Here is a 24,587-nt window from a genome sequence, read left to right as displayed (position 1 = left end):
TGAAACGTTTCAACTATAAACTTTGTCCCAATCTTTCCAAACGGGTTCATAGCCAGCTTTTTTTATAATTTTTGAAATTTCTTCTGCAGAACGTTCATCGCTGATTTCAAATTGTTCCAAAGATTGCGGATCGACAACATAACCGCCCGGATTTGTTTTAGAACCTGCGCTCATACTTGTAACACCAATTGGGATGATATTGTTTCTGAATTTTTCGTTTTCTCTTGTTGAAATGGAGATTTCTAAATCTTCATTCCATAATCTGTAAGCGCAGATTAATTGGGTTAGATCTTTGTCGTCCATTATGAAATTCGGTTCAATAATTCCCTCAGCAGGACGAAGGCGTGGAAAAGAAACAGAATATTTCGTCTGCCAATATTTCTTCTGCAAATAATCTAAATGCAAAGCATTGAAAAAACTATCTGTCCGCCAGTCTTCCAAACCTAATAAAACGCCCAAACCAATTTTGTGAATTCCTGCGGTTCCAATTCGGTCGGGCGTTTCCAATCGATAATCGAAGTTTGATTTTTTACCTTTTGTATGGTACTTTTTATAAACTTCCTGATGATAGGTTTCCTGATAAACCAAAACTGAATAAACTCCAGCGTTATGTAAACGTTCATAATCTTCTGTAGAAAGTGGTTGCACTTCAACAGAAATAATCGAAAAATCTTCTTTGATTAAATTAATAGCATTCAGGAAATAATTGATGTTTACCGTATAATTCGCTTCGCCTGTAACCAATAGAACGTGGTCAAAACCAGTATTTTTTAAAGCTTCAACTTCGAGTTTTATTTCGGAATCAGTCAGCGTTTTTCGTTTGATTTTATTGTCTAAACTGAAACCACAATAGGTGCAGATATTTTGACATTCGTTGCTTAAATAAAGCGGCGCATACATTTGAATGGTTTTTCCGAAACGCTTTTTGGTGATTTCGTGGCATTTTTGTGCCATTTGCTCTAAATAGTTTTGAGCAACAGGAGAAATCAAAATCAGAAAATCATCTAGATTGTATTTGGTTTTGGATAAAGTTCGCTCGACATCTTTTGATGTGGTTTTATATATTTTGGATTGGATTTCATCCCAATTATATTGCTCGAAAATAGATTTGAATGTGTTCATTTTTTATTTGTTTCCCGCAGATTTTGCAGATCATACAGATTAAATTTTATTAACTACGCGATGGATATTTTCAAGAATATTAGAACAGTTGAAATTGACCAACAATCCAAGTTTTTTGTTAGTCAATTTTAAATAAGTATTTAATTGTTTAAAGTGAATAGATTTTATCTCCTCTACTGATTTTAATTCTATAATTACTTTGTCTTCTACTAAAATATCCAGTCTGAAAGTTATATCTAAGTAAATGTCATCGTACTTCACGGGTAAATCAATTTGTTTAATTACTGCTAATCCATCTTTTTTTAATTGATAAAAAAGGGCACTTTCATAAACAGATTCTAATAGTCCAGGACCTAGATTGTTATAAACTTTAAAAATTGCTCCTCTAACTTTATATGAAATTTCATTTTCTGACATAATAGCGATTTTGATTTCAAATCAAAATTAACGAAAATACTTACTTTTTATAAGATATTCTTTTGCGGATTTTGCAGATTGGATTGATTTTTTTTGCGCATTTTAATTCAAATAAATCTGTTCAATCTGCAAAATCTGCGAGAGATTAAAAATTATTCATACAAAAATGATGTTAGCGGGCTAGAACCCACAGCATAATTCTGTTGATTGCCTACTTTAGCTTCAAAAGCTTTTCTTCCTGCAATGACAGCTTCCCTAAATGCTTCAGCCATTAAACTTGGATTTCCGGCAACCGCAATAGCAGTATTTACCAAAACAGCATCGGCACCAATTTCCATTGCTTTTGCGGCGTCGGACGGAGCTCCAATTCCAGCGTCAACAATAACCGGAACTGTACTTTGCTCGATTATAATTTCTAAAAAATCCATAGTTTTTAAACCTTTATTGCTTCCAATTGGGGAACCCAAAGGCATTACTGCAGCAGTTCCAGCACTTTCTAAATGTTTACACAAAACAGGATCAGCGTGAATGTATGGAAGGACAATAAAACCAAGTTTAGCCAATTCTTCTGTTGCTTTTAAAGTTTCAATTGGATCTGGCATTAAATATTTTGGATCAGGATGAATTTCTAGTTTTACCCAATTTGTTTCTAATGCTTCACGAGCTAATTGCGCCGCAAAAACAGCTTCCTTCGCATTTCTTGCGCCCGAAGTATTTGGTAATAAATTAATATTTGGATGTTTTAAATGCGATAAAATAGCATCAGTATTGGTTTCCAGATCGATGCGTTTTAAAGCGACTGTGACCAATTCACTTTCTGAGGCTAAAATGGCTTTTTCCATCTCTTCATTTGAACCAAATTTTCCCGTTCCTATAAATAAGCGGGATTTGAAGGTTTTATCACCAATATTAAACAATGACTTTTGCATATAATTTTTCGTTTAATTGTTGAATTAATTTTTCCTTTTCATCATTTTCTGTGATAAGCCCAGAAACAGCAATACCGTAAATTCCGGTTTCCATCAACGGATTTATGTCTTTTAAAGTAATTCCGCCAATTGCAAAAACAGGAATTGTGATTTTATTTTTCTTCATTTTTTGGAGAATCTCAAAATACCCTGACAAACCTAAAATCGGACTTAATTTTTCTTTTGTATTTGTAAATCGGAAAGGGCCTAAACCAATGTAATCAGCGCCATTTTTTGCATGGTTTTGAATGTTTTCAAACGTATTTGCCGTTCCGCCAATAATTTTTGTGTTTCCTAAAATAGCTCTGGCTTCATCAATTTTCATATCAGTTAAACCAAGATGTACTCCATCTGCCGCAATTAGTTCGGCAAGATGTAAATCATCATTTACAATAAAATTCGCCAGATATTCTTCGCATAAAAATTTTACAGCTTCTGCAAGGGCAAAAGTATCTTTAGCGGTCTGATTTTTAAATCGCATTTGTATCCAGTCACAGCCGGCATCAAGCGCCTGATGAATATTATACAATTGTTCTTCGATTGTATTTCCTTGTGAAATGTATTGCAGTTTATTGTACATAGTGATATCCTATTAAGGTTGAGGTTGAACTTAGATATTTTTCTATGTAGGTTTTGGCATTGTGACAAGCTTCAGGCAAAGTTTGTCCTAACGCAAGATTTGAGGCGATTGATGCAGATAAAACACAGCCGGAACCGTGTTTTTCAAAGCATTTTTTTTCAGAGGGCAATAAATCAATTATTTTATTTTTTAGAAAAAGACGATCTGTACCAGGTTCTGAAGTAGAGTGTCCGCCTTTTAATAAAATGGAAGTTGGGATTTTATTTTGTTGCCAAATTTTGTTTATGAAAAAATTAGGAAACATTATTTCGATTTCATTGTAATTTGGCGTTATCAAATCAATTTTGGACAAAACCTTGTCTAAGTTCAAATGATCTTCAATTGTCATAAACTCAAATTCGGTAGTCGATTTTAAAACCGGATCCCAAACAATTTTTGTTGACGGAGATAAAAGTTTTATGGTCGAAAGAATTCGGTTTAAATAATGAACAGTTGGAACAATTCCAATTTTTACCACTTCAATTTTATAACTTAAGAAAAGTGTTTCAAGAGAGCGAATCACGAAACTTAAGTTTGTCCATTGAATCTCATAAAATTTATTTTCGGTCTGAATGGTATTTGCCGTTGTAATTGCAAATCCAGTGACCTGATGCATTTCAAAAGTTTTGGCATCGGCTAAAACACCAGCGCCTCCCGAAGGATCAAAACCTGCTATAGCGAGTACGATTGGGCGATTTGCTGACATAATTTGAATTGATTTAATGGATTTTTGTTATTCCAAATACTTCCCAAAAGAGCGACATCATCAAAACCTTTTTCCAAAGTTTCCTGAATGTTTTCTGAATTAATTCCGCCTAAAGCGACAACTTTTGTTTTGTGATTTGTTCTTGATTTTATTTCTTCGAATAGATCTTTTTTCGGATGATAATTTTCCTTCGAAATACTTTTAAAAACAGGACTTAAGAAGGCATAATGAAAATTGCTTTCTAATGAATTAAAATCTTCAATAGAATGTGTTGATGTTGAATTATACCTACAAGGTTTTGAAAACCTTGCAGGATGATCAAAATTGCTTTTTCTTTCTTTTTCAGAAAAATGAAAGCGATTAATACCAAAATCTTCAGCTAAATGATGATGATTGTGTAAAACCAAATTTGCCTGAAATTCCAATTTTATCTGACAAATAAAATCCGCCATTTCCAATTCAGAAAAATCAGGTTTCCGAATATGAAGCATCGATAATCCTTCTTCAAATAAAGAATGAATTATTCTGATTTCATCTGCGACAGCAAAAGGATTAGAGATTACAATCATATCTTTTCTCTTTCTTCTTGGATCTATTTTCTCTTAGATGTAAATCTCTTTCCCTTGCTCAATAAATTCCTCTGATTTCTCCTGCATTCCTTTTTCAGCCGCCGCGACATCTCTGATTTCCTGAGATATTTTCATAGAACAGAATTTTGGTCCGCACATCGAACAAAAATGCGCCACTTTTGCACCGTCTGCCGGAAGTGTTTCATCATGGAATTCTCGAGCTGTATCTGGATCTAAAGCCAAATTAAACTGGTCTTCCCAACGGAATTCAAAACGGGCTTTGCTCAAAGCATTATCGCGATATTGTGCTCCGGGATGACCTTTAGCCAAGTCTGCAGCATGGGCAGAAATTTTATAGGTGATTACACCGTCTTTAACGTCTTTTTTGTTTGGTAAACCAAGATGCTCTTTTGGAGTTACATAACACAACATCGCACAACCGTACCAACCAATCATAGCGGCGCCAATTGCTGAAGTAATGTGGTCGTAACCTGGTGCAATATCAGTAGTTAAAGGGCCTAAAGTATAAAATGGCGCTTCATGGCAATGTTCTAATTGTTTGTCCATGTTTTCTTTAATCATGTGCATTGGCACGTGGCCCGGACCTTCAATAAAAACCTGAACATCATGTTTCCAGGCAATTTTTGTCAATTCGCCTAACGTTTCTAATTCGGCAAATTGTGCTGCGTCATTCGCATCTGCAATCGAACCCGGACGCAAGCCATCTCCAAGAGAAAATGCAACATCATATTGCTTCATGATTTCGCAGATTTCTTCAAAATGCGTATACAGGAAGTTTTCTTTATGATGAAATAAACACCATTTTGCCATAATCGATCCGCCACGAGAAACGATTCCCGTAACGCGATTGGCGGTTAAATGAATATAACGAAGTAAAACTCCAGCATGAATTGTAAAGTACGAAACGCCTTGTTCAGCCTGTTCGATTAATGTATCACGGAAAATTTCCCAAGTTAAATCTTCAGCAATTCCTTTTACTTTTTCTAAAGCCTGATAAATTGGAACCGTACCAATTGGAACCGGAGAATTTCTGATAATCCATTCTCTGGTTTCATGAATGTTTTTTCCGGTAGATAAATCCATAATTGTATCAGCGCCCCAGCGGCAAGCCCAAACAGCTTTTTCAACTTCTTCTTCAATGCTCGAAGTCACGGCGCTGTTTCCAATATTAGCATTGATTTTTACTAAAAAGTTTCTTCCCACAATCATCGGTTCACTTTCTGGGTGGTTGATGTTGTTTGGAATTATGGCTCTTCCGCAGGCAACTTCAGAACGAACAAATTCTGGAGTAATTTTGCTTTTTGGTGTATTAGCTCCAAAACTATGACCGTTGTGTTGGCATTGCATGGCTTTGGTTTGTTCGTTTAAAAGTTCAATTCTCTGGTTTTCACGAATCGCAATATATTCCATTTCGGGAGTAATAATTCCTTGTTTTGCGTAGTATAATTGCGTTACGTTTGCACCTTTTTTAGCTCTTTTTGGCTGATGTAAATATTCAAAACGAAGATGATTCAGACTTTCGTCCTTCAATCGGCTTTGACCGTAATCTGAAGTTATTTCGTTTAAAATTTCAACATCATTTCGGTTAAGAATCCAGCTTTCGCGTAAGCGTGGCAAACCTTTTCGAATATCAATTTCAATATTTGGATCGGTGTAAGGACCAGAAGTATCATAAACTGTTACAGGAGGATTTTTTTCGATTCCACCGTTTGAAAGTTTAGTATCACTAAGATGAATCTCACGCATCGCCACTTTTATTGGATGAATTTCTCCGTCGATATATACTTTTTTAGAATTCGGAAATGGGGTTCTGGATATTTGTTCTTCGTTTGTCATAGGAAAAAGAAGTTATGAGTTATGGATTATGAGTTATTGTAGAGGCGCACAGCAGTGCGTCTACGTCTAGTATGTAATTGGATTTAGAATTTAAATTTCACCCGCCTTGAGTAGCAGAAATAATCAAAATCTCGTCAGTTTCTTGTACGAGGAATTCGTTCCATTTGGTTTTTGGAACAACGGTATTGTTGATAGCAACAGCAATTCCGTTTTGTTTATGCGGAATTTCGAGATCGAGCAATGATTGAACGCTTAGCGATTCAGCATTGAATTGTTTGGTTTGTTGATTGATTTTTAGTTCCATTCCTTCTAGTTTAGTATATAGTTATACTTTAGGAATGGCTACAATGACGCATATAAATACGTTCAAGAAGTCATCTTACTTTTCCCTACGCTAGTATGAACTAGATCAGGTTCAGAGGGTAAAATCTCAGCCTACAATGTTGTAGACACCCCTAAAGTGTGAAGCAAATGTAGTAATTTTTTGTTTGTTTGGTTAAAAAAGTTTCAAGTTTCAGGTTTCAAGTTTTCGAAAAACTAAAAACTAAGACTGAAAACTGTGGCTTTTTATTTCGTTCTTGTCCAGCAATCTTCCGCATGATCATTGACCATTCCGGTGGCTTGCATGTGCGCATATATTACAGTTGAACCGACAAATTTAAAGCCTCTTTTTTTCAAATCTTTACTGATTTCATCTGAAAGTGGAGTAGTGGCTGGCGCTTCTTTTGAAGTTTTTAAATTGTTTATAATGGGTTTTCCATCTGTATATTTCCAGATATAATCAGAGAAAGTGCCAAATTCTTCCTGTACTTTCATAAAGGCATGAGCATTTGAAACTGCAGCTTTAATTTTTAGTTTGTTTCGGATAATTCCGGTATTCTGCATCAATTCTTCGATTTTGTCTTCAGAATATTGGGCTACTTTTTTATAATCGAAATAATCGAAAGCAGCTCTAAAATTTTCTCTTTTGTTCAAAATCGTAATCCAGCTTAAACCGGCTTGAAAAGTTTCAAGAATTAAAAATTCAAATAGAGTAGGGTCATCATAAACTGGAACGCCCCATTCTTCGTCATGGTATTTTTTATATAAATCACTGGAAGTACACCAGCTGCATCGAATTTTGTTTTCCATCTTTTTATTTTAAAGGTATAAAAAAAGCCTCATTTCAAAATGAAGTGAGACTTAATTTAATTAGTAATAATTTACTTTCTTGTAAACTCGGTTAAAGCATAAATGGCATTGTCATTTCCTTTAGTGATTTTTAGTCTTAAAGTTGTTTCGTCTAACTTCAATATCTCATAAGTAACTTCATTGTTTAATATGTCTTTAGTTTTTAAGGTATTATCTGATTTTGACCATGTCCCATCATTATTATATTCTTTACATTTTGAATTAGTATATTCATATTGTAGTTCTTTGTAATTTCCATTTTCTAAAAATTCAATTTGGTTATTGCTACATCCGCCTTGTGGAGTAATAGGTAAGAGAAGTTGATTGCCATTTAAAATGTTTCCTCCTTTTGTAAGTTCCCATTTACCAACGATTGATGCTTTTGCTTCAGGGTTATTTTCATCATTATCATTACTACTGCATGATGATAGTAGTAAACCAACTGAAACAAATAAAAAAGCTAATTTTTTCATTTTATTAAAAATTTATTGTTAAACAAGTTGTAAAAATACAAAGTATTTACTTGTTAAAACAATAAAATTGTAAGTTTTTTCTTATTTTTAATTATGATATCGATGATTAATTATTATTTTTTACGTTTTACTATCTAATGGATGTATTAAGAAAATCTGCTTATCGCCCTATTTGCCAGCTGTATCCTTTTACGCTCGGAATATATGCCGAACGACCAACAATTACTAAATTAGTATAGATTTTTCGATTGTATTTAATACCGATAGCATTGCCGGACATATACATTTTATTAGCTTTGAATTTCACTTTCATTTTGCCGTCTTCAAGTTCGGCATCTGATACTTTTTCGACAAGCCAAGTTGACTTCCATTTCACGGATAACTCATTTTCAGCAGTTTTCGTAACGCTTTTAACTAGTTTAACTGCTTCTTCAGGAATTTCAAAGTTTTGTGTGAGCTGTTCTTGCGTCATTGTTTGCCCCGTTTTACAGTTGTTGAGAATCTTTCTGATATTAACGAAATTCAGCAATTTGTCGTTTGCTTCTTTTTTGATATCAATATTTGCATTTTTGGGCTTACTTTCAAGAGTAAGAGCTGGAGTTATGGCAATGGTGTTTTTTACAGCAAAAGTTTTTTGATTTGCAGCAGTTTTTTTCGTTCCAATTTCCTGCGGTGCCTTGATATTTTTTGATGCTATTTTTACACCAGTTTTAACAGGAGCTGGTTTCAGCATATTGACGGGCATGATTATTTTTTTAGGTGGCTTTTTTTCGTCACGGCCACAACTAAAAAAGAAACATGTTAATACGAATAAAATAAGTAAGCTAACATTTTTCATAACCCGATTATTTTTTATTCTTGATGATGAGGATCTTCGTCTAAATATTTTTTAATCAAATGATGTCCGGCATATATTAAAGGTGTCAGCAATATGGCAATCGATAATTTAAAAGTATATCCAATTAAAGCAGAAGATATAAAGGTATCAAAATTGATTTTTCCAGGTAGCCAAAATGCAATTCCAAGAACAATAAACGAATCAAATAATTGCGAAATTACTGTTGATCCTGTTGTTCTGAGCCATATTTTTCTTTCGCCTGTGCGTCTTTTGAAAAACCAAAAAATCCAGACATCAATTAATTGAGATGCCATAAAAGCAATCAAACTTCCAACAATAATCCACATACTTTGACCAAAAACAGCTTGAAATTGTTCATCATTTACAGGACTTATTCCTTTTGCAGCCGGAATTACAATAGCCATAAACAAAATTAGAAAAGCATAAGCAATCAAACAGGCCGTAATAAAGGAGAGTTTTTTTACTCCTTTTTCACCAAAATATTCATTTATCAAATCGGTTGTTAAAAAGACAACTGGCCAGGGTAAAATCCCGATGCTCATTACAAAAGGACCAATCTGAATGAGTTTTCCGCCAATTAATTCGGCTACGACTGCATTTGTTATAAATATACCTGCCAGAATTACAAAGACAATTTCTTTTTTGGTTTTAAACATATAAGCTTATTATAAAATCTGTTTTTTCAAAGTTAATTATTTTAAGCTTATAATAAATTAATATTCTACATCAAGAATATTCTCATCTTCGATCTTTTGTTTTTCAAAACTCGATCTCAAATGCTCTTTGTTTAAATATTCTGTGGCTATTAAATCGTATTTCTTTTCTAAATCTTCTTCGTCATTAAGTTGTTTTGAATCGATTATATTGAAAGCAAGCGGATTTATTTTTCCGTTTTCGTTTATAAAACCAATTGTGTACAGCTGGTTTTTTTCCAGATCTTTTGCTTTTACTTTGTAATAGAAAAGTGAAATCTCGTGACCATCTTTCTCAATTATTTTCTTTTTCATCAATGAAATGCTGTCTTTTTCATAAAGGTTCAGAAGATTAATTGCGGCAGCTTTTGAAATTTCTTCATCCGAAAAATGAATCAGTTCTTTTTTATTCTGATTTAATAAAAGATTAATTGTAGCAAATTGTATTTTTGGGTCTTTTAAGAAGCTTTCAATTTCTGTTGAATTTAGTTTGTTGTTTACAATTCCTAATCGGGCCAATTCAATATTCAATTCCAGAATATCAAGCTTTCTGATTTTGTCCAAAATATCTTTAACTGGTTTCTCTTCAGGATAATTGTAGATTAAAGTTGTATAAGTAAGCAAATCAGCCAGAGATTCATTAGTATCAAAATAAACTGCTGTTGCTTCCAGATTATCATTGTTTTGTTTTGCTTTATTTTTCTGATTCCAACTTGCGACTCTTTTGTATTCTAGTTTTGTATTGGTCAGAATTAATTTTTTAAACGCTTTTAATTTTTTAACCGAGATTAATTTTTGTTCAAAAAGCGAGTTGCAAAAAGTTATTACAGGATTGTGATATTCCTTAATGCTGTAATACTGAAAAACATTAGGAAACAATTCTTTGCTGTTTTCTGAATCTTCTTCAAATGCCGAAAACAAGTTTGCAATCGCGTATTGATTATCCGGAATTGGCAAATCGTAATCGAACAATTCATTTATTTTTTTGTAAGCCGTTTTTGATTTTTGATTCGAAAGCGCTTTTAGAATACTAATTTGAATATCTGTTTTAACGGCTTCTTTTTTGTAATAATTTACCAAATACGAAATAACTCTTTCGTCTTTCATTCCGCCTATTTTTTCTAAAAGAGTAGTAATGGCGTCAGTTTCATTTTCTTTAAAACTGAAAGTATCGATGAAATTGGTCAGACTTTCAAAATCATTTTCTGAAACATCCAGCGTGTTTATTGATTTTAAAGCCGAGTAACGAATTGTATCGCTTTTGCTTTTTGCATCTTCAATAAAAAGTTTCACTTTATCCTCACTGCTTTCAGTTTGATTGTTTTTTACAAAAGAGAGTGAATTAAAAGTTTTTTCAATAAAAGCATCTTCATTTTTATAATTTTTGCCCACAAGAGTGCTCAACAAATACGTTGTATTGTCCTTGTATAAAACTTTATATTTTATGGCTTGAGCGGCATTTGGTTTAGAAACTGTTGCGTTTATAATATAGCTTTTATCCTCTTTGTTATAAGTTGTATTTTCAGTTATAAACTCATAATTGTCTTTTTTGTTCAAAAGCATTTTGTTCCAAAGCGATGCTGAAAAACCATTTTTTGTATAAACTTCAGCACTCAATAAAGAAGTCAGATTATCAGTGAAATTTTCATCGTCAAAATAGGTTTCAGTGAAATCTTCATAATCTTGTTTTAAAAATTCTTTTCTGAATTTATTCTGAATGGAATCAATAGGCAGATTACGCTCATATTTTGGATATTTATAATATTTCAGAATAATTTTCTGACCCGTTTCAGAATTAAAATGCTGAAATTTTATAGACGAATTAAAAGTGTTTTTTCGTGTTTTTTTATCAGGATTAAGATTTAAAAACAAGTTTTCGTTTTCTTTTTCCGGAATTTCTATTTTGTAGTTCGCAATTGAATCAACATAGATTTTTGATTTTGACGAATAGACAAAAGGCGAAATTGAAAACGATTTAAAAAATCGATTTGTATTTTCTTCGGATGCATTTACGGTTCCAAGTAAATAATATTTATTTCCGGCAATTACCGTTTTTAGCCTCATATTTCTGTTTCCTATTTTTGAGGAAGAAACCAAAGAGTTTTCTGTTTTATTATACTGAACATTTGTCGAATCCTGATCTTGTTGTAAATAAAATTCATAATGAATTTGTCGTTGTTCATACTCTGAATTTTCTAAAGTTTCAATATCATTTAAGGTTTTTTCTCTTAAAAAATAATATCCTTTTTCTTGATTGTCAAAAGCCTGAATATTAATATCGATAGCCTTTTCAGTATTGTTTCCAAAGACAAAATTGAAGGAAGGAATTTCAGCTTCAAATCCGCCTTTTAATGGTTTTATTATTTCCCATTCATTTTTAAAAGACTTTATTTTGATGTTTTCAAAAACTTCATTTTCATATTGACGAACATAATTTGCAGGACCCGTCATTGAAACCGAAATAATTTCAAGAGGCGTAACAAAGAATTTAGAATGCTGACTATTTCCTGTTTTGGTCACATTTTTTATGTCATAACCAGCGTAATTATTTTGTTCAAAATATTTTTTCTCAATAATATCACCGGCTATGTTTTCGAAAAATAAACTGTCTAAAGATTTTATATGGTACGGAATATCATTTTTTTTCAAAAAATAATTTAACGGAATTCTTTTGATTGTAATGGCGCCGCCATTTGTAAAATCTGGCGAACCTAAATTTTCATTTTCGTCAATAGTTGTTTTATACAAAGGCAATTGCAGCATTTTGTCTTTTGTAGTTGTAACGCTGAAATTTGGATTTGGAAAATACGCTTCAATTGTCTTTTTCTGATTTTTTCCACTTTCAGTAAAAGTGTCAATTATAGGTTTTACAGTATAACCCTTTTGTCTTAAAAGTGCAATAATGCCTTCGTTTCCACCAAGATGCGCTGCGCCTACAGCAGAGAATAAACTCCCGGTTTTTGCAATAGAATCAATACTTTTGGTCATTACTTTATTGCGATTTACAATAAGAGCATCATGCGCCTTTTTAGAAAACATAAGTTTATAAATAGAGTCGAGCATAACAATATCTTTTTCCCTATAATATTCTTTGAGTACTTCTGTTGGGTTTCTGTTTTTTAAAATTTTCAATAAAGCTGTCTTGTTTTCGTCTTTCGCAACAGCATCTTCATCCATTATATTAAGTATAGAAAGCATAGATTGTTTTGCGTCTTCAAGTCCGGCGATTTTCTTTTTGTATTTTTTTCCGGTCTGAAAAATAAACATGTCAAGAACGGTGTTTTCCTGAAAATCAGCCTGATCTCCTTCGGCTCCTGACAACATGTTTTTGAAATATTTCGCATTATCGTTTACAAAAAGAGTCTTAATATTTTCTTTGCTTGCAGGAAACAAATAAAACTCCGAATAAAAACTTGGTGAGAAATTATAGTCATCATTTTTCATTAAACCGTTCAGTTCTCCCCAGGTTTCCGGATTGCTTTCGTTTGCCACGATATCTGATCCTAAAAGATTTTTGAAGAAAGAATCTGACAAATGAAAAGATACTTTTTCATTGACATGCATGGTTCCGTACAAATAAGAATTTTTGGTTAAACCGTTGCCGGATATTTCCCAAAAAAGACTTTTATTTTGTGCCTGAATAACTGAAGTTATTAATAATGAGATATAAAGTAATTTTTTCAAGAGAAAACGATTAAAGGTTTTGGTAAACAAATATAAAACAGAATAGACTCGGATGTTTACGGTTTCCCGTTTTTATACGTTTTTTTTATAAAGGATTTTCTGAACAACCCCGAATGCTTTTCCAGATTAAAGGTGTTTTAGAAGAAATCATTTTTTTTAACATTCTGTGAATAGTTTGTGATTGGTAAATTTTAGGTATTTTTGGAGAAGAACAAGTTTCTATTATTTATAATCAAATTAACGAGAATGAAAAAATTAATGTCAATTTTTATCATGAGTACAACTTTTTTTGCGGCTTCCGCACAAAGCAATTCTGATAATCCGTTGCTAAAACCTTGGTCAGGTCCTTACGGAGGAGTTCCTGCCTTCAATGAGTACAAAGTTTCCGACTTTAAACCAGCAATTCAATTTGCTATTCAGGAAAAATTAAACGAAATAGATGTTATTGCGAATAATCCAAAACCAGCTACTTTCGAAAATACTATTGTTGCTTTAGAGCGTTCGGGAGGGACAATTGAACGAATTCTGACTGTTTATGGGATTTACAGATCAAACTTAAGTAGCCCTGAATTTAGTGCAATTGATAGAGAATTGTCACCTAAATTTTCTGAATTTTCAGATAAAATCAATCAAAACAAAAAATTATTTACCAGAATAGAAACGGTTTATAATTCAAAAGAAAAAAGCAAACTTACAGGTGAGCAACAACGTTTAATTTGGTTGTATTACACCAATTTTGTACGTCAGGGCGCTCAGTTAAACGAGGCTGATAAAGCTAAAGTTGCAGGAATAAATAAAGAATTGGCAACACTTTTTACACGTTTTAGCCAAAATTTATTAGCAGAAGAGCACAATCAATACGTAGCTTTAAAAACAGAAAGCGATTTTGATGGTTTGCCACAAGAAGTTAAAAATGCAGCTATAGCTGAAGCAAAAGAAAGAAAATTAGATGTTTTAGGTTGTATTGCAAATACACGTTCTTCAATTGAGCCATTTTTGACTTTTTCAACTCGCAGAGATTTAAGAGAAAAAGCATTTGATATTTTTGTGAAACGAGGAGATAACGGAAACGAAAATGACAATAATGCAACACTTGTTTCTATTTTACAGTTGCGTACTCAAAAAGCAAAACTATTAGGTTATCCAACATTTGCTGATTGGAGTTTGTCTAACAAAATGGCAAAAGATCCTAAAAAGACTTTGGCTTTAATGGAATCAGTTTGGGAGCCAGCTGTTGAGCAAGTTCATAAAGATGTTGCTGAAATGCAAAAAATCGTTGATGCTGAAGGAGGAAATTTTAAAATCCAGCCTTGGGATTACCGTTTTTATGCTGAAAAAGTTAGAAAAGCAAAATACGATTTAGATCAAAACGAAGTGAAACCATATCTTCAATTAGAGAATTTACGTGAAGGTATGTTTTGGGTTGCTGGAGAATTATTCAATTTAAGCTTCAAACAAATTACAAATGTTCCAGTTTATCACCCAGATGTACGTGTTTGGGAAGTAAGCAATAAAGTAACGGGTAAAGTTGTAGGTTTATGGTATTTTGATCCTTATGCTCGCGCAGGAAAACGTTCTGGAGCTTGGATGAATGCTTACCGCGATCAACAGAAACTTGATAAAGATGTACTTACAATTGTTTCTAATAACTGTAATTTTGTTAAAGGTGCTCCAAATGAGCCAATTTTAATTTCTTGGGAAGATGCTTCGACTTTATTCCATGAATTTGGTCATGCACTTCACGGATTATGTTCAAATGTAACATACCCAAGTTTAGCAGGAACAGCTGTTGCAAGAGATTATGTTGAGTTCCCATCTCAATTATTAGAGCACTGGTTGGCAACTCCAGAAGTGTTGAACAAATTTGCTGTGCATTATAAAACAAACCAGCCATTGCCTCAGGCTTTAGTTGACAGAATAGAAAAAGCGGCGAACTTTGGAGAAGGCTTTTCTACAGTTGAAACGATTTCTAGTTCTTTAGTTGATATGAAGCTTCATTTGGCTACACAGCCTATTGATCCACATAAATTTGAAAAAGAAACGTTAGATGCGCTTCATATGCCTTCAGAAATTGTAATGCGTCACCGTATTCCACAATTTGGACATATTTTCTCAAGCGATGGATATGCTGCAGGATATTACAGTTATTTATGGGCTGATGTTATCAATGCAGATGCGTGGGAAGCTTTTACAGAAGGAAAAGGTGCTTACGATAAAGCTGTTGCAAAAAGACTTTATGATACTGTATTTAGTGTAGGAAACACTATTGATCAGGAGAAAGCGTATGAAAACTTCAGAGGAAGAGCTCCGAAATCAGATGCTTTGATGCGTGCAAGAAACTTCCCAATTAAGAGTAAAAAATAATTCGGAATTATTTATAAAATCAAGACTGTCAGAAATGGCAGTCTTTTTTTGTACCATCTAAAACAATTATCCATAAAAAAAGCCCATTTGTGTCAAACAAATGGGCTTATATAATAAAGTAATGATATTTAAAATATCAAAAAAGAATTGGATTAACCTAAAGTAACTCTTTTGAAACCAGTGATTTCAACATTGAATCCTTTAACATAATCACCAACTTTTTTGCTATCATCTTTAATGAAGTTTTGATCTAATAAAGCTTTCTCTTGATCTAAAGTAGTGTTGTCAGAGATGAAACGTTGCACTTTTCCTGGAAGGATTTTGTCCCAGATTTGCTCTGGTTTACCTTCAGCTTTTAATTCAGCTTTAGCATCTTCTTCAGCTTGTTTGATAACTTCAGGAGTTAATTGAGAGAAAGAGATGTATTTAGGAACATTTTTCAAAGTTTTTCCTAAACGTTTTGCTTCTTCATTGTCTTTTTCGATTACAGCAATACGAGCAGCAAGTTCAGATTCAACGAAAGCAGGATCAAAATCTTTGTAAGATAATGTATCAGCTCCCATAGAAGCAACTTGCATAGAAACATCTTTAGTTAAAACGTCAGCGTTAGGAATTGCAGCAGAAATTGCAGTTAAAGCAGCAATTTTGTTAACGTGAACATAAGATCCAACGAAAGCACCTTCTAAGATTTCAAAACCACCGATTTCGATTTTCTCACCGATAACACCTGTTTGTTCGATTAATTTTTCAGCAACAGTGATTCCGTTGAAATCAGAAGCTAAGAATTCTTCTTTAGAAGAGAAGTTGATAGCTCTTTCAACTAAATCTTTAGCTAAAGCAACGAAAGCTTCATTTTTACCTACGAAGTCAGTTTCACAGTTTAAAGTGATGATAGCTCCTTTAGTATTGTCAGCATTGATAAAAGAAACAGCAGCTCCTTCAGCAGACTCACGGTCAGAACGGTTAGCAGCAACTTTTTGTCCTTTTTCTCTAAGGATTTGTATAGCTTTATCGAAATCTCCTTCAGCTTCAACTAAAGCTTTTTTACAGTCCATCATTCCGGCACCTGTAGATTGTCTTAATTTATTTACGTCTGCAGCAGTAATTGTTGCCATAATATTTTGAATTTTAATGTTAAAAGTAAAAATTCCATCTTCTAAATCCCAAACTCCAATTTTATTAAATTATCAACATAACGTTTTTAATTTTGTATTTGGAATTTGGAATTTAAAATTTGGAATTTAAAATTTGATTTATTCTTCAGTTGCAGGAGCAGCTTCAGCCTCAACAGCAGGAGCTTCTTCAGCAGCTTCAACTTCTTTTTCAGCACCTCTGTCAGAAAGACCTTCGATTACTGCAGTAGTCACTAAAGATAAAATTTTGTCAATTGATTTAGAAGCGTCATCATTTGCAGGAATCACGTAATCAACCTCTCTTGGGTCAGAATTCGTATCAACCATTGCGAAAACTGGAATGTTTAATTTTTGAGCTTCTTTTATTGCGATGTGTTCAGCTTTGATATCTACTACGAACAATGCAGCTGGTAGTCTAGACATGTCAGCGATTGAACCTAAGTTTTTCTCTAATTTAGCACGTAGACGATCAACTTGCAAACGCTCTTTTTTAGATAACGTCATGAAAGTACCATCTTTCTTCATTTTATCAATAGAAGACATTTTTTTAACTGCCTTTCTGATAGTTACAAAGTTAGTTAGCATTCCACCTGGCCATCTTTCAGTGATGTAAGGCATGTTTGCAGCTTTTGCTTTATCAGCAACGATGTCTTTTGCTTGTTTTTTGGTAGCTACGAATAAGATTTTTCTACCTGATGCAGCGATTTTTTTCAAAGCTTCATTAGCCTCTTCAATTTTAGCTGCAGTTTTATATAGATTGATAATGTGAATACCATTACGCTCCATATAAATGTAAGGAGCCATGTTTGGGTCCCATTTTCTAGTCATGTGTCCGAAGTGAACACCTGCTTCTAGTAATTCTTTTACTTCTATTTTGTTTGCCATTTTTGTACTAGTTTACGTTCTGTTGATTAGCAATGTATAAATGGCGATTTCTCTGGCTTTATACATTTAGATGCTAAACTATATCCTACCTCGATAGGAGAGCAACAATAACTGTGTTTTTTAATTTCAATAAATAATTGATAATGTCTTGTTCCATCTGAACAAGACAGGTAATATTAACGTTTAGAGAACTGGAATCTCTTACGAGCTTTCTTCTGACCGAATTTCTTACGTTCAACCATTCTTGGGTCTCTTGTTAATAAACCTTCTGGTTTAAGGATTCCTCTGTTTTCAGCGTTAACTTCACACATTACGCGTGCTAATGCCATTCTTACAGCTTCTGCCTGACCAGTTGTACCACCTCCGTAAACGTTTACTTTTACATCAAAGTTACCAGCGTTTTCTGTCATAGAAAGCGGTTGTAAAACTTTGTATTGTAAAGTTGCAGTTGGAAAGTAAGTTGCGAATTCTTTTTTGTTTACAGTGATGTTTCCAGTTCCCTCAGAAACGTATACACGTGCAACAGCGGTTTTTCTTCTACCGATTTTGTGAATAACTCCCATTACTTAAGATCATTTAGGTTAACAGTTCTAGGTTTTTGAGCTCCGTGAGTATGCTCAGCACCTACAACAACATTTAGATTTCTAAAAAGTTCAGCTCCTAATTTGTTTTTAGGTAACATTCCTTTTACAGCTTTTTCTACTAATAATGCAGGGTTTTTAGATTGCAATACTTTAGCAGTTAAAGTTCTTTGTCCTCCTGGGTAACCTGTATGACGCATGTAAATTTTGTCATTCATTTTTGTACCTGTAAGGTTAATTTTCTCTGAGTTGATAACAATTACGTTATCTCCACAGTCAACGTGCGGTGTGTAACTTGGCTTGTACTTACCTCTTAAAATCATTGCAACTTTAGAAGCAAGACGTCCTAAGTTATGACCTTCAGCGTCAACAACAATCCACTCTTTAGTTACAGTGGCTTTGCTAGCTGAAACTGTTTTGTAGCTTAATGCGTCCATAATATTATTTTAATTAAACATTCCATCCCCAATAAAGGGGATGCAAAAGTACAATTAATTATTTTAAAACCAAATACCTGAAAAGAATATTTTATATCCTGAAAATCAGGCTCTCAGTTTTGTATTTAAATCATTAAAAAAAAACCACCTTCACAATAACGCGAAGGTGGTTCAATATTTTGACTTTTTTTGTGTTAAACAATAAATAAATTGGCAATGTCAACAACTTGTTGTGTATTCAGCGGTTCGTCATAAGCTTCTGATCCTGCGGCCGCTCCAAACAAACTGGCAGTATTGTAGCCGGCCTGCATAGTGACACCTTCACCATCATAAACGGCCTGTGTGGCTGCTGGCATTCCTGCACCTCTTTCGGCATTTGAAATCCAGCCTTTTAATCCGCGCAAGCGTCGAACTTCAGATGCATGTCGAGCTTCGACAGAATGAATTTGCAATGCAGCTGTCAATAAATCGGGAGTTGAAATTAAATTCGCAGCTTGACCTTTGTAAGCTCTAACGCCTGTATCTTCAAAAGCCTGCGCTAATGCTAAAAAGGTTGGATAATCATGAAAAGGATCAAATGCGCCTCCAACGGTAAAATCAAAAGTAGGTTTTGCAACAAAGTTTGGACTCATTGTTCCGCCCAATCCTGCAATTAAGAATTTTACGTGATCGGCTTCGTGATCTGCGATTTGCTGAAAAACTTTCAAATCGCGTCCGCCATTTTCAGAAGCGGGAATTACTCCAGAATCTAATGCCATAGCGTAAAATTCGTTTTCAAGATATTCTAAAGTCAGTGCAAATTGTAATGCTCCAATAGGAGTTGCTGGTGTTGCAGTAATGTCTTTTGCAAGCGCTTTGTTTGCCATTGCTGATAATCCGAATGGGATTGATGCCAATGCCAGGTTTCTTCCTATATTTCCAAACTGATTAAAACTGTCTCTTCTTGAGCCGGTTCTTGCCATTAAACTATCATCAGTAAAGGTTTCTATAAATTTTAAAATATTCATAATTTCTAAGTTTTAGCTAGTTAAGATTAAGGTAAATAGTTGGCAGTAAATTTTGTAGTAATAAATCCTCCAGCAATTGGCAGAATTTTGGAAGGATCTTTTGCAACATCTAATCCTGTTGATGTATTTACAATATCGTCACCTGCAAAATCTTTAGAATTAGGGTTGATCAAGCTTCTTATTGCTGAGGCATGTCTCGCTTCAACAGAAACAATTTTTCCGGCTAATAATAAATAATCGGCGCTTTTAATTAGTTTTCCAGCACCGTTGTATGCTGCAACTCCCGTGTCTTCCAGTGCTTTTGCAGTAGCAAGAACATCGTTACGGCTATTGAAATTCATGGAGCCATAGTTAAATGCCAAGGAGGGAAGCAGTTGTGAGCTAGGATCTGGAAGTGCTCCAGTCAAAACGGCTTTGAAAAAATCTCTGTGAATTACTTCGTGATGATATAAATCGGTTAAAACCTGACGTTCAATATCATTAAAAGTAGAATTAAAGTTTGAGGCGTTTACGACTTTCGTGTAAAAGTCGGCTTCTAATTGCTCAAGTGCATATGCGTACGTTAATACGCCAAAGTCTCCTGAACCTAAATCAAACACTCCATTCTTTATGCCTGGCAGGGTATTATCCTGCATATCGTTATCATCATCATTGTTGCTGCAGCCAGCCAGAACCAAACCTGCACTAACTAGCGTTAAGCCACTGAGCTTTAGAAAGCTCCTTCTGTTATTCAGTGAAGGGTCAACTTCATGAATTTTAACTTCGTTTTTCATAATCAAGGTCTTTTATAAGGTTAATAAAGCGTATATTAGAGTATTAACGAGATTTAAGGAGATACGGTTTTAAAAATCAGTGTTATCTTGCTTTTATTTTCAAAAGACCTTATATTTTTAATAAGTGGTAGGGCTTTTTTGTTTTATTTTAGGTAATTCTACTATATTTGTATTAATTACATAAAATTTTAATAGATGAAAGCTAAAGCAACTCTTAAACAAATTGCGAAAGAACTAGGTGTTTCTGTGTCTACAGTGTCTAAAGCATTGAACGATAGTCCGGAAATTAGTGAGCAGACGAAGGTGAAGATTAAGGAGTATGCCAAACTCAAAAATTATAAACCGAATGTTATTGGTCTGAATTTAAAGAATAGAAAAACCAAAACTATTGGTGTAATTATACCTAATATATTGAACTCTTTTTTTGCTAAAGTTTTTAGTGGAATCGAAAAAGTAGCCGACAAAAAAGGATATAATGTAATTACTTGTATTTCTAATGAATCTTTGGAAAAAGAAATTCATACGCTTGAAATGTTGAGCAACGGAACTATTGATGGTTTTATTCTTTCAGTTTCTGAAGAAGCACAAAAGCTTCAGGATTACAATCACTTTTCAGAAATTATTAATGACGGAACTCCAATTGTAATGTTCGACCGTATTGCTGATGAAGTTGATTGTGATAAAGTTGTGGTTGATGATTTTGACTCTGCTTTAAACTCAACACAGCATTTAATTAATTTAGGATGTAAAAATATTGCACTGATTTCGTCAGTCGATAATTTAAGTGTTGGAAAATTAAGAGCTGATGGATATTTGAAAGCTTTAAAAGACAATAATATTCCGGTTAATGAAAATATCATTCTTCGAACTGATTCTGAAGATGATATGAAAGCTAAAATCGATGCTATTTTTGATAATAAAGTAGATGCAATTTTTGCTTTAGATGAAAATGATTCGGTTGCTGCTTTAAGAGTGAGTTTGAAAAAAGGATACAGAGTTCCTGAAGATATTTCAATTATTGGTTTTGCTGACGGAATTTTAGCTTCAAGACGTTTGTCTCCAAGTTTGACAACAGTAAGCCAGCACGGAATCGAAATTGGTGAAGTTGCCGCAAAACGATTAATCAAAAGATTGGAAGAAAGCGAAGAAGAAACTTCAGATTATGAAACAATCGTTATCAAGACAGTTTTGAAAGAAAGAGAATCGACTAGAAAAGTAAAATAATTAAAAAACCACCAGTTTGTTCTGGTGGTTTTTTTATGCTTTAATGTTATTAGAAAATCAAAAAATTAATGCGCTTCTAACCAATCTTTACCCAAGCCAAGTTCAACTTCCAACGGAACTGCCATTTTAAAAGCATTTTCCATTTCATGTTTGATCATTGGCTGAATTTTTTCGAGTTCATCATTATGAACATCGAACACAAGCTCATCATGTACTTGAAGTAACATTTTAGATTTCCAGTTTTCGTCTTGTAATTTTTTATGAATGTTGATCATCGCAATTTTGATCACATCGGCAGCACTTCCCTGAATTGGTGCATTTACTGCATTTCGTTCGGCGGCACTTCTTACTACAGCATTTGCTGAATTAATATCTTTTAAATAACGACGTCTTCCTAAAATAGTTTGTACATATCCTTTTTCGCGTGCAAATTCTATTTGCTCATTAATATATGATCTTAATCTCGGATAGGTTTTATAATACGCTTCGATCAAAGCGGCGCTTTCGCTTCTTGACAATGAAGTTTGACTACTCAAACCAAAAGCAGAAACACCATATATAATTCCGAAGTTTACTGTTTTGGCATTGCTTCTTTGTTCACGTGAAACTTCATCTAAAGCTACATTAAATACTTTCGCAGCTGTTGCTTTATGGATGTCTTCTCCATCCTGGAAAGCCTTAATCATATTTTCTTCACCGCTTAAAGCAGCAATAATTCGTAATTCAATTTGCGAGTAATCGGCAGAGATTAAAGTGTGATTTTCATCGCGTGCAACAAAAGCTTTACGAATCTGGCGTCCTCTTTCGGTACGAATTGGAATGTTTTGCAAGTTAGGATTATTGGAGCTCAAACGTCCTGTTGCAGCAACTGTTTGCATATAATCGGTATGAACACGCAATGTTTTTTTGTCTACTTGTTCTGGCAAAGCCAAAATATAAGTGCTTTGCAATTTCACCATTTGGCGCCAGTCCAGAATTTGTTTTACAATCGGATTGTCATTGGCCAAATAAGTCAAGACTTCTTCTCCGGTTGCATATTGTCCGGTTTTGGTTTTCTTTTGTTTGGCACCGCCAATTTTCATTTTGTCAAATAAAATATCTCCCAACTGCTTTGGAGAAGCTAAATTGAATTTCTCCCCAGCAGTTTCATAAATTTGCTGTTCCAAAGATTTGATTTCGACATCCATTTCAGATGACATTCCTTTTAAGAAATCAACATCCAAACGAATTCCTTCGGTTTCCATTGCGGCCAAAACGCTTACTAATGGAATTTCGATTTCATCAAATAACTTTTTGGTTTCGGTTTTGTCTAATTCGGTCGTGAAGATTTCTTTTAATTGTAAAGTAATATCAGCATCTTCGGCAGCATATTCTTTGATGTCTTCTAAAGGAACATCGCGCATAGAAAGCTGATTTTTTCCTTTTTTTCCAATCAAGTCTTCAATTGATTTTGGAGAATATTTCAAATATGTTTCGGCCAAAATATCCATATTATGACGCATATCTGGATTGATTAAATAATGCGCAATCATAGTGTCAAAAAGCTTTCCTTTTACGGTAACTCCATAATTAGCAAGGATTTTTAGATCGTATTTTAAATTCTGTCCAATTTTTTCGATGTTTTCATTTTCAAAAAATGGAACAAATTTATCGACTAAAACTTGAGCTTCTTTCTGACTTTCCGGAAACGGAACGTAATATGCTTTTCCTTTTTCAAAAGCAAAAGACATTCCTACTAATTCTGCATGCAAAGCATCAATTCCAGTTGTTTCGGTATCAAAACAAACCGAAGTCTGGTTTTGTAAATTCTGCAAAAGCAATTTTACACCCAAATCTCCTTGGATAATCTGGTAGGAGTGAGGTGTATCTAATAATGTATTGTAAAAAGAAGTTCTTGGAGTTTCGGCATTTTCATCTGCGGAAGCGCTTCCAAAAAGATCAAATTGATCGTCATTTTTAGGTTGTGGTTTTTTGTACAATTTAGCATCAGAAACTTCTGGAGCTGCAGTTTGAGTTCCGTCTGTTTTGAATAAATTGTCAAACTGTTCTGCCATTCTTCTGAATTCTAATTCCTGAAAAATAGCATCCGTTTTTTCAATATCCGGACGTGTTAATTCGTAATCAGTTTCATCAAAAGTTACCGGACAGTCTAATAATATAGTTGCCAATGTTTTAGAAAGAAGACCTTTTTCTTTATTCGCTTCAATGTTTTCTTTCATTTTGCCTTTTAGCTTGTCAGTATTTGCCAAAAGGTTTTCCATTGTACCAAATTCTTTCAAAAGTTTTTTGGCTGTAACTTCTCCAACTCCGGGAAGTCCAGGAATATTATCGGCAGCATCGCCCATCATTCCAAGAAAATCAATTACTTGTTCTGGTCTGTCGATTTCAAATTTTGCCAAAACTTCAGGAACACCCCATATTTCGATTCCGTTACCCATTCGGGCCGGTTTGTACATAAAGATATTTTCAGAAACTAACTGAGCAAAATCTTTATCGGGCGTTACCATAAAAACTTTGTAATTCTGTTTTTCTGCTTGTTTGGCAATAGTTCCAATCAAATCGTCGGCTTCAAAACCTTCAACTTCAATAATCGGAATGTGCATTGCTTTTAGCAATTCGCATATATAAGGTACTGCAATTTTTATAGCTTCAGGCGTTACATCACGATTGGCTTTGTATTCTGGAAATATTTCATTTCGTAGCTGACTTCCGCCTTTGTCAAAAGCAACGGCCAAGTGGTCTGGTTTTTCTCTTTTGATAACATCCAGAAGCGAGTTCATAAAACCCATAATTGCAGATGTATCCATTCCTTTTGAGTTGATTCTCGGGTTTTTTATAAAAGCATAATAACCACGGAAAATTAATGCGTAAGCATCTAGAAGAAAAAGGCGTTTTTGAGTTGACATATAAAAAATATTAGTCTGTAAAAATAAACAATTGAGGTCTCAAAAATTAGACTCTCAAGATTTTTTTTCCACTATATAAGTTATGTAAGTTCATTTTTATAGAAACGCGCATTGTAGAGGCGCACAGCAGTGCGTCTATCT

22 protein-coding genes and 1 riboswitch are annotated in these 24,587 nt (G+C 33.8%); of the genes, 2 read left to right on the top strand and 20 right to left on the bottom strand.

The annotated features are described in order from the left end of the window. Positions 1–9 precede the first annotated feature (9 nt). From thiH to ACNFIH_RS09615, 13 genes are all read right to left on the bottom strand, one after another. Positions 10–1,122 carry a 2-iminoacetate synthase ThiH gene (gene thiH, locus ACNFIH_RS09675; RefSeq protein WP_426486454.1) on the bottom strand — a complete coding sequence of 371 codons (1,113 nt, stop codon included), beginning with the start codon at positions 1,120–1,122 and terminating at the stop codon, positions 10–12. Between the two features lie 39 nt (positions 1,123–1,161). After that, complete coding sequence (locus tag ACNFIH_RS09670) at positions 1,162–1,539, bottom strand: GxxExxY protein (protein WP_426486453.1); 378 nt, start codon at positions 1,537–1,539, stop codon at positions 1,162–1,164. Positions 1,540–1,691: 152 nt separating this feature from the next. Further along, complete coding sequence (locus ACNFIH_RS09665; RefSeq protein WP_426486452.1) at positions 1,692–2,468, bottom strand: thiazole synthase; 777 nt, start codon at positions 2,466–2,468, stop codon at positions 1,692–1,694. Then, entirely contained in the window at positions 2,449–3,087 is a 639-nt protein-coding gene (locus ACNFIH_RS09660; RefSeq protein WP_426486451.1) for a thiamine phosphate synthase, read from the bottom strand. Before ACNFIH_RS09660 ends, ACNFIH_RS09665 begins: the two co-directional genes overlap by 20 nt. Continuing rightward, complete coding sequence (locus ACNFIH_RS09655; RefSeq protein ID WP_426486450.1) at positions 3,077–3,832, bottom strand: hydroxymethylpyrimidine/phosphomethylpyrimidine kinase; 756 nt, start codon at positions 3,830–3,832, stop codon at positions 3,077–3,079. Before ACNFIH_RS09655 ends, ACNFIH_RS09660 begins: the two co-directional genes overlap by 11 nt. Beyond that, positions 3,799–4,401, bottom strand: coding sequence for a thiamine phosphate synthase (locus tag ACNFIH_RS09650; protein WP_426486449.1), 603 nt, complete (start codon positions 4,399–4,401; stop codon positions 3,799–3,801). The genes ACNFIH_RS09655 and ACNFIH_RS09650 overlap by 34 nt, the downstream gene beginning before the upstream one ends. Positions 4,402–4,434: 33 nt before the next feature. Further along, on the bottom strand, positions 4,435–6,258 hold the full coding sequence (thiC, locus tag ACNFIH_RS09645) for a phosphomethylpyrimidine synthase ThiC (protein WP_426486448.1): 1,824 nt from the start codon (positions 6,256–6,258) through the stop codon (positions 4,435–4,437). 97 nt (positions 6,259–6,355) lie between these two features. Continuing rightward, the gene (gene thiS, locus ACNFIH_RS09640) at positions 6,356–6,562 is read right to left on the bottom strand and encodes a sulfur carrier protein ThiS (protein ID WP_426486447.1); all 207 of its coding nucleotides are present in this window, start codon (positions 6,560–6,562) and stop codon (positions 6,356–6,358) included. Positions 6,563–6,627: 65 nt separating this feature from the next. Further along, positions 6,628–6,725: riboswitch (TPP riboswitch) on the bottom strand. 100 nt (positions 6,726–6,825) lie between these two features. Next, a complete protein-coding gene (locus tag ACNFIH_RS09635) occupies positions 6,826–7,389 on the bottom strand; it encodes a DNA-3-methyladenine glycosylase I (RefSeq protein ID WP_426486446.1) in 564 nt (187 codons plus the stop codon). A 71-nt stretch (positions 7,390–7,460) separates the two neighbouring features. Continuing rightward, positions 7,461–7,901, bottom strand: coding sequence for a lipocalin family protein (locus ACNFIH_RS09630; protein ID WP_426486445.1), 441 nt, complete (start codon positions 7,899–7,901; stop codon positions 7,461–7,463). A gap of 160 nt (positions 7,902–8,061) precedes the next feature. Beyond that, on the bottom strand, positions 8,062–8,646 hold the full coding sequence (locus ACNFIH_RS09625; RefSeq protein WP_426486444.1) for a hypothetical protein: 585 nt from the start codon (positions 8,644–8,646) through the stop codon (positions 8,062–8,064). A gap of 107 nt (positions 8,647–8,753) precedes the next feature. After that, complete coding sequence (locus tag ACNFIH_RS09620) at positions 8,754–9,416, bottom strand: queuosine precursor transporter (RefSeq protein WP_426486443.1); 663 nt, start codon at positions 9,414–9,416, stop codon at positions 8,754–8,756. Positions 9,417–9,473: 57 nt separating this feature from the next. After that, complete coding sequence (locus ACNFIH_RS09615) at positions 9,474–13,136, bottom strand: TraB/GumN family protein (protein WP_426486442.1); 3,663 nt, start codon at positions 13,134–13,136, stop codon at positions 9,474–9,476. A 246-nt stretch (positions 13,137–13,382) separates the two neighbouring features. Here ACNFIH_RS09615 and ACNFIH_RS09610 point away from each other — a divergent pair, with 246 nt between their 5' ends. Further along, the gene (locus ACNFIH_RS09610; RefSeq protein ID WP_426486441.1) at positions 13,383–15,500 is read left to right on the top strand and encodes a M3 family metallopeptidase; all 2,118 of its coding nucleotides are present in this window, start codon (positions 13,383–13,385) and stop codon (positions 15,498–15,500) included. A 152-nt stretch (positions 15,501–15,652) separates the two neighbouring features. On the opposite strand, the gene tsf is transcribed toward ACNFIH_RS09610, so the two are convergent. From tsf to ACNFIH_RS09580, 6 genes are all read right to left on the bottom strand, one after another. Then, complete coding sequence (gene tsf, locus ACNFIH_RS09605; RefSeq protein WP_426486440.1) at positions 15,653–16,615, bottom strand: translation elongation factor Ts; 963 nt, start codon at positions 16,613–16,615, stop codon at positions 15,653–15,655. Positions 16,616–16,753: 138 nt separating this feature from the next. Then, positions 16,754–17,518 (bottom strand): 30S ribosomal protein S2, encoded by a 765-nt coding sequence (gene rpsB / locus ACNFIH_RS09600; RefSeq protein WP_035645329.1) that lies wholly within the window; start codon positions 17,516–17,518, stop codon positions 16,754–16,756. A 176-nt stretch (positions 17,519–17,694) separates the two neighbouring features. After that, on the bottom strand, positions 17,695–18,081 hold the full coding sequence (gene rpsI, locus ACNFIH_RS09595; RefSeq protein WP_035645327.1) for a 30S ribosomal protein S9: 387 nt from the start codon (positions 18,079–18,081) through the stop codon (positions 17,695–17,697). Further along, entirely contained in the window at positions 18,081–18,536 is a 456-nt protein-coding gene (gene rplM / locus ACNFIH_RS09590) for a 50S ribosomal protein L13 (protein WP_035645324.1), read from the bottom strand. The genes rpsI and rplM overlap by 1 nt, the downstream gene beginning before the upstream one ends. Before the next feature lie 194 nt (positions 18,537–18,730). Next, positions 18,731–19,543 (bottom strand): ferritin-like domain-containing protein, encoded by an 813-nt coding sequence (locus tag ACNFIH_RS09585; RefSeq protein ID WP_426486439.1) that lies wholly within the window; start codon positions 19,541–19,543, stop codon positions 18,731–18,733. Between the two features lie 26 nt (positions 19,544–19,569). Beyond that, entirely contained in the window at positions 19,570–20,316 is a 747-nt protein-coding gene (locus ACNFIH_RS09580; protein WP_426486438.1) for a ferritin-like domain-containing protein, read from the bottom strand. Between the two features lie 195 nt (positions 20,317–20,511). On the opposite strand from ACNFIH_RS09580, the gene ACNFIH_RS09575 reads away from it, so the two are divergent. After that, complete coding sequence (locus ACNFIH_RS09575; protein WP_426486437.1) at positions 20,512–21,540, top strand: LacI family DNA-binding transcriptional regulator; 1,029 nt, start codon at positions 20,512–20,514, stop codon at positions 21,538–21,540. A 65-nt stretch (positions 21,541–21,605) separates the two neighbouring features. On the opposite strand, the gene polA is transcribed toward ACNFIH_RS09575, so the two are convergent. Continuing rightward, positions 21,606–24,446: a DNA polymerase I gene (gene polA, locus ACNFIH_RS09570; protein ID WP_426486436.1), complete on the bottom strand. Its 2,841-nt coding sequence runs from the start codon at positions 24,444–24,446 to the stop codon at positions 21,606–21,608. Positions 24,447–24,587 lie beyond the last annotated feature (141 nt).

The sequence above is a fragment of the Flavobacterium sp. 2 genome (assembly GCF_049949195.1).
In the GTDB taxonomy this organism is placed as follows: domain Bacteria; phylum Bacteroidota; class Bacteroidia; order Flavobacteriales; family Flavobacteriaceae; genus Flavobacterium.
The sequence above is the reverse complement of the archived record's forward strand: the minus strand, read 5'-3'. Positions and strand labels throughout refer to the sequence as shown.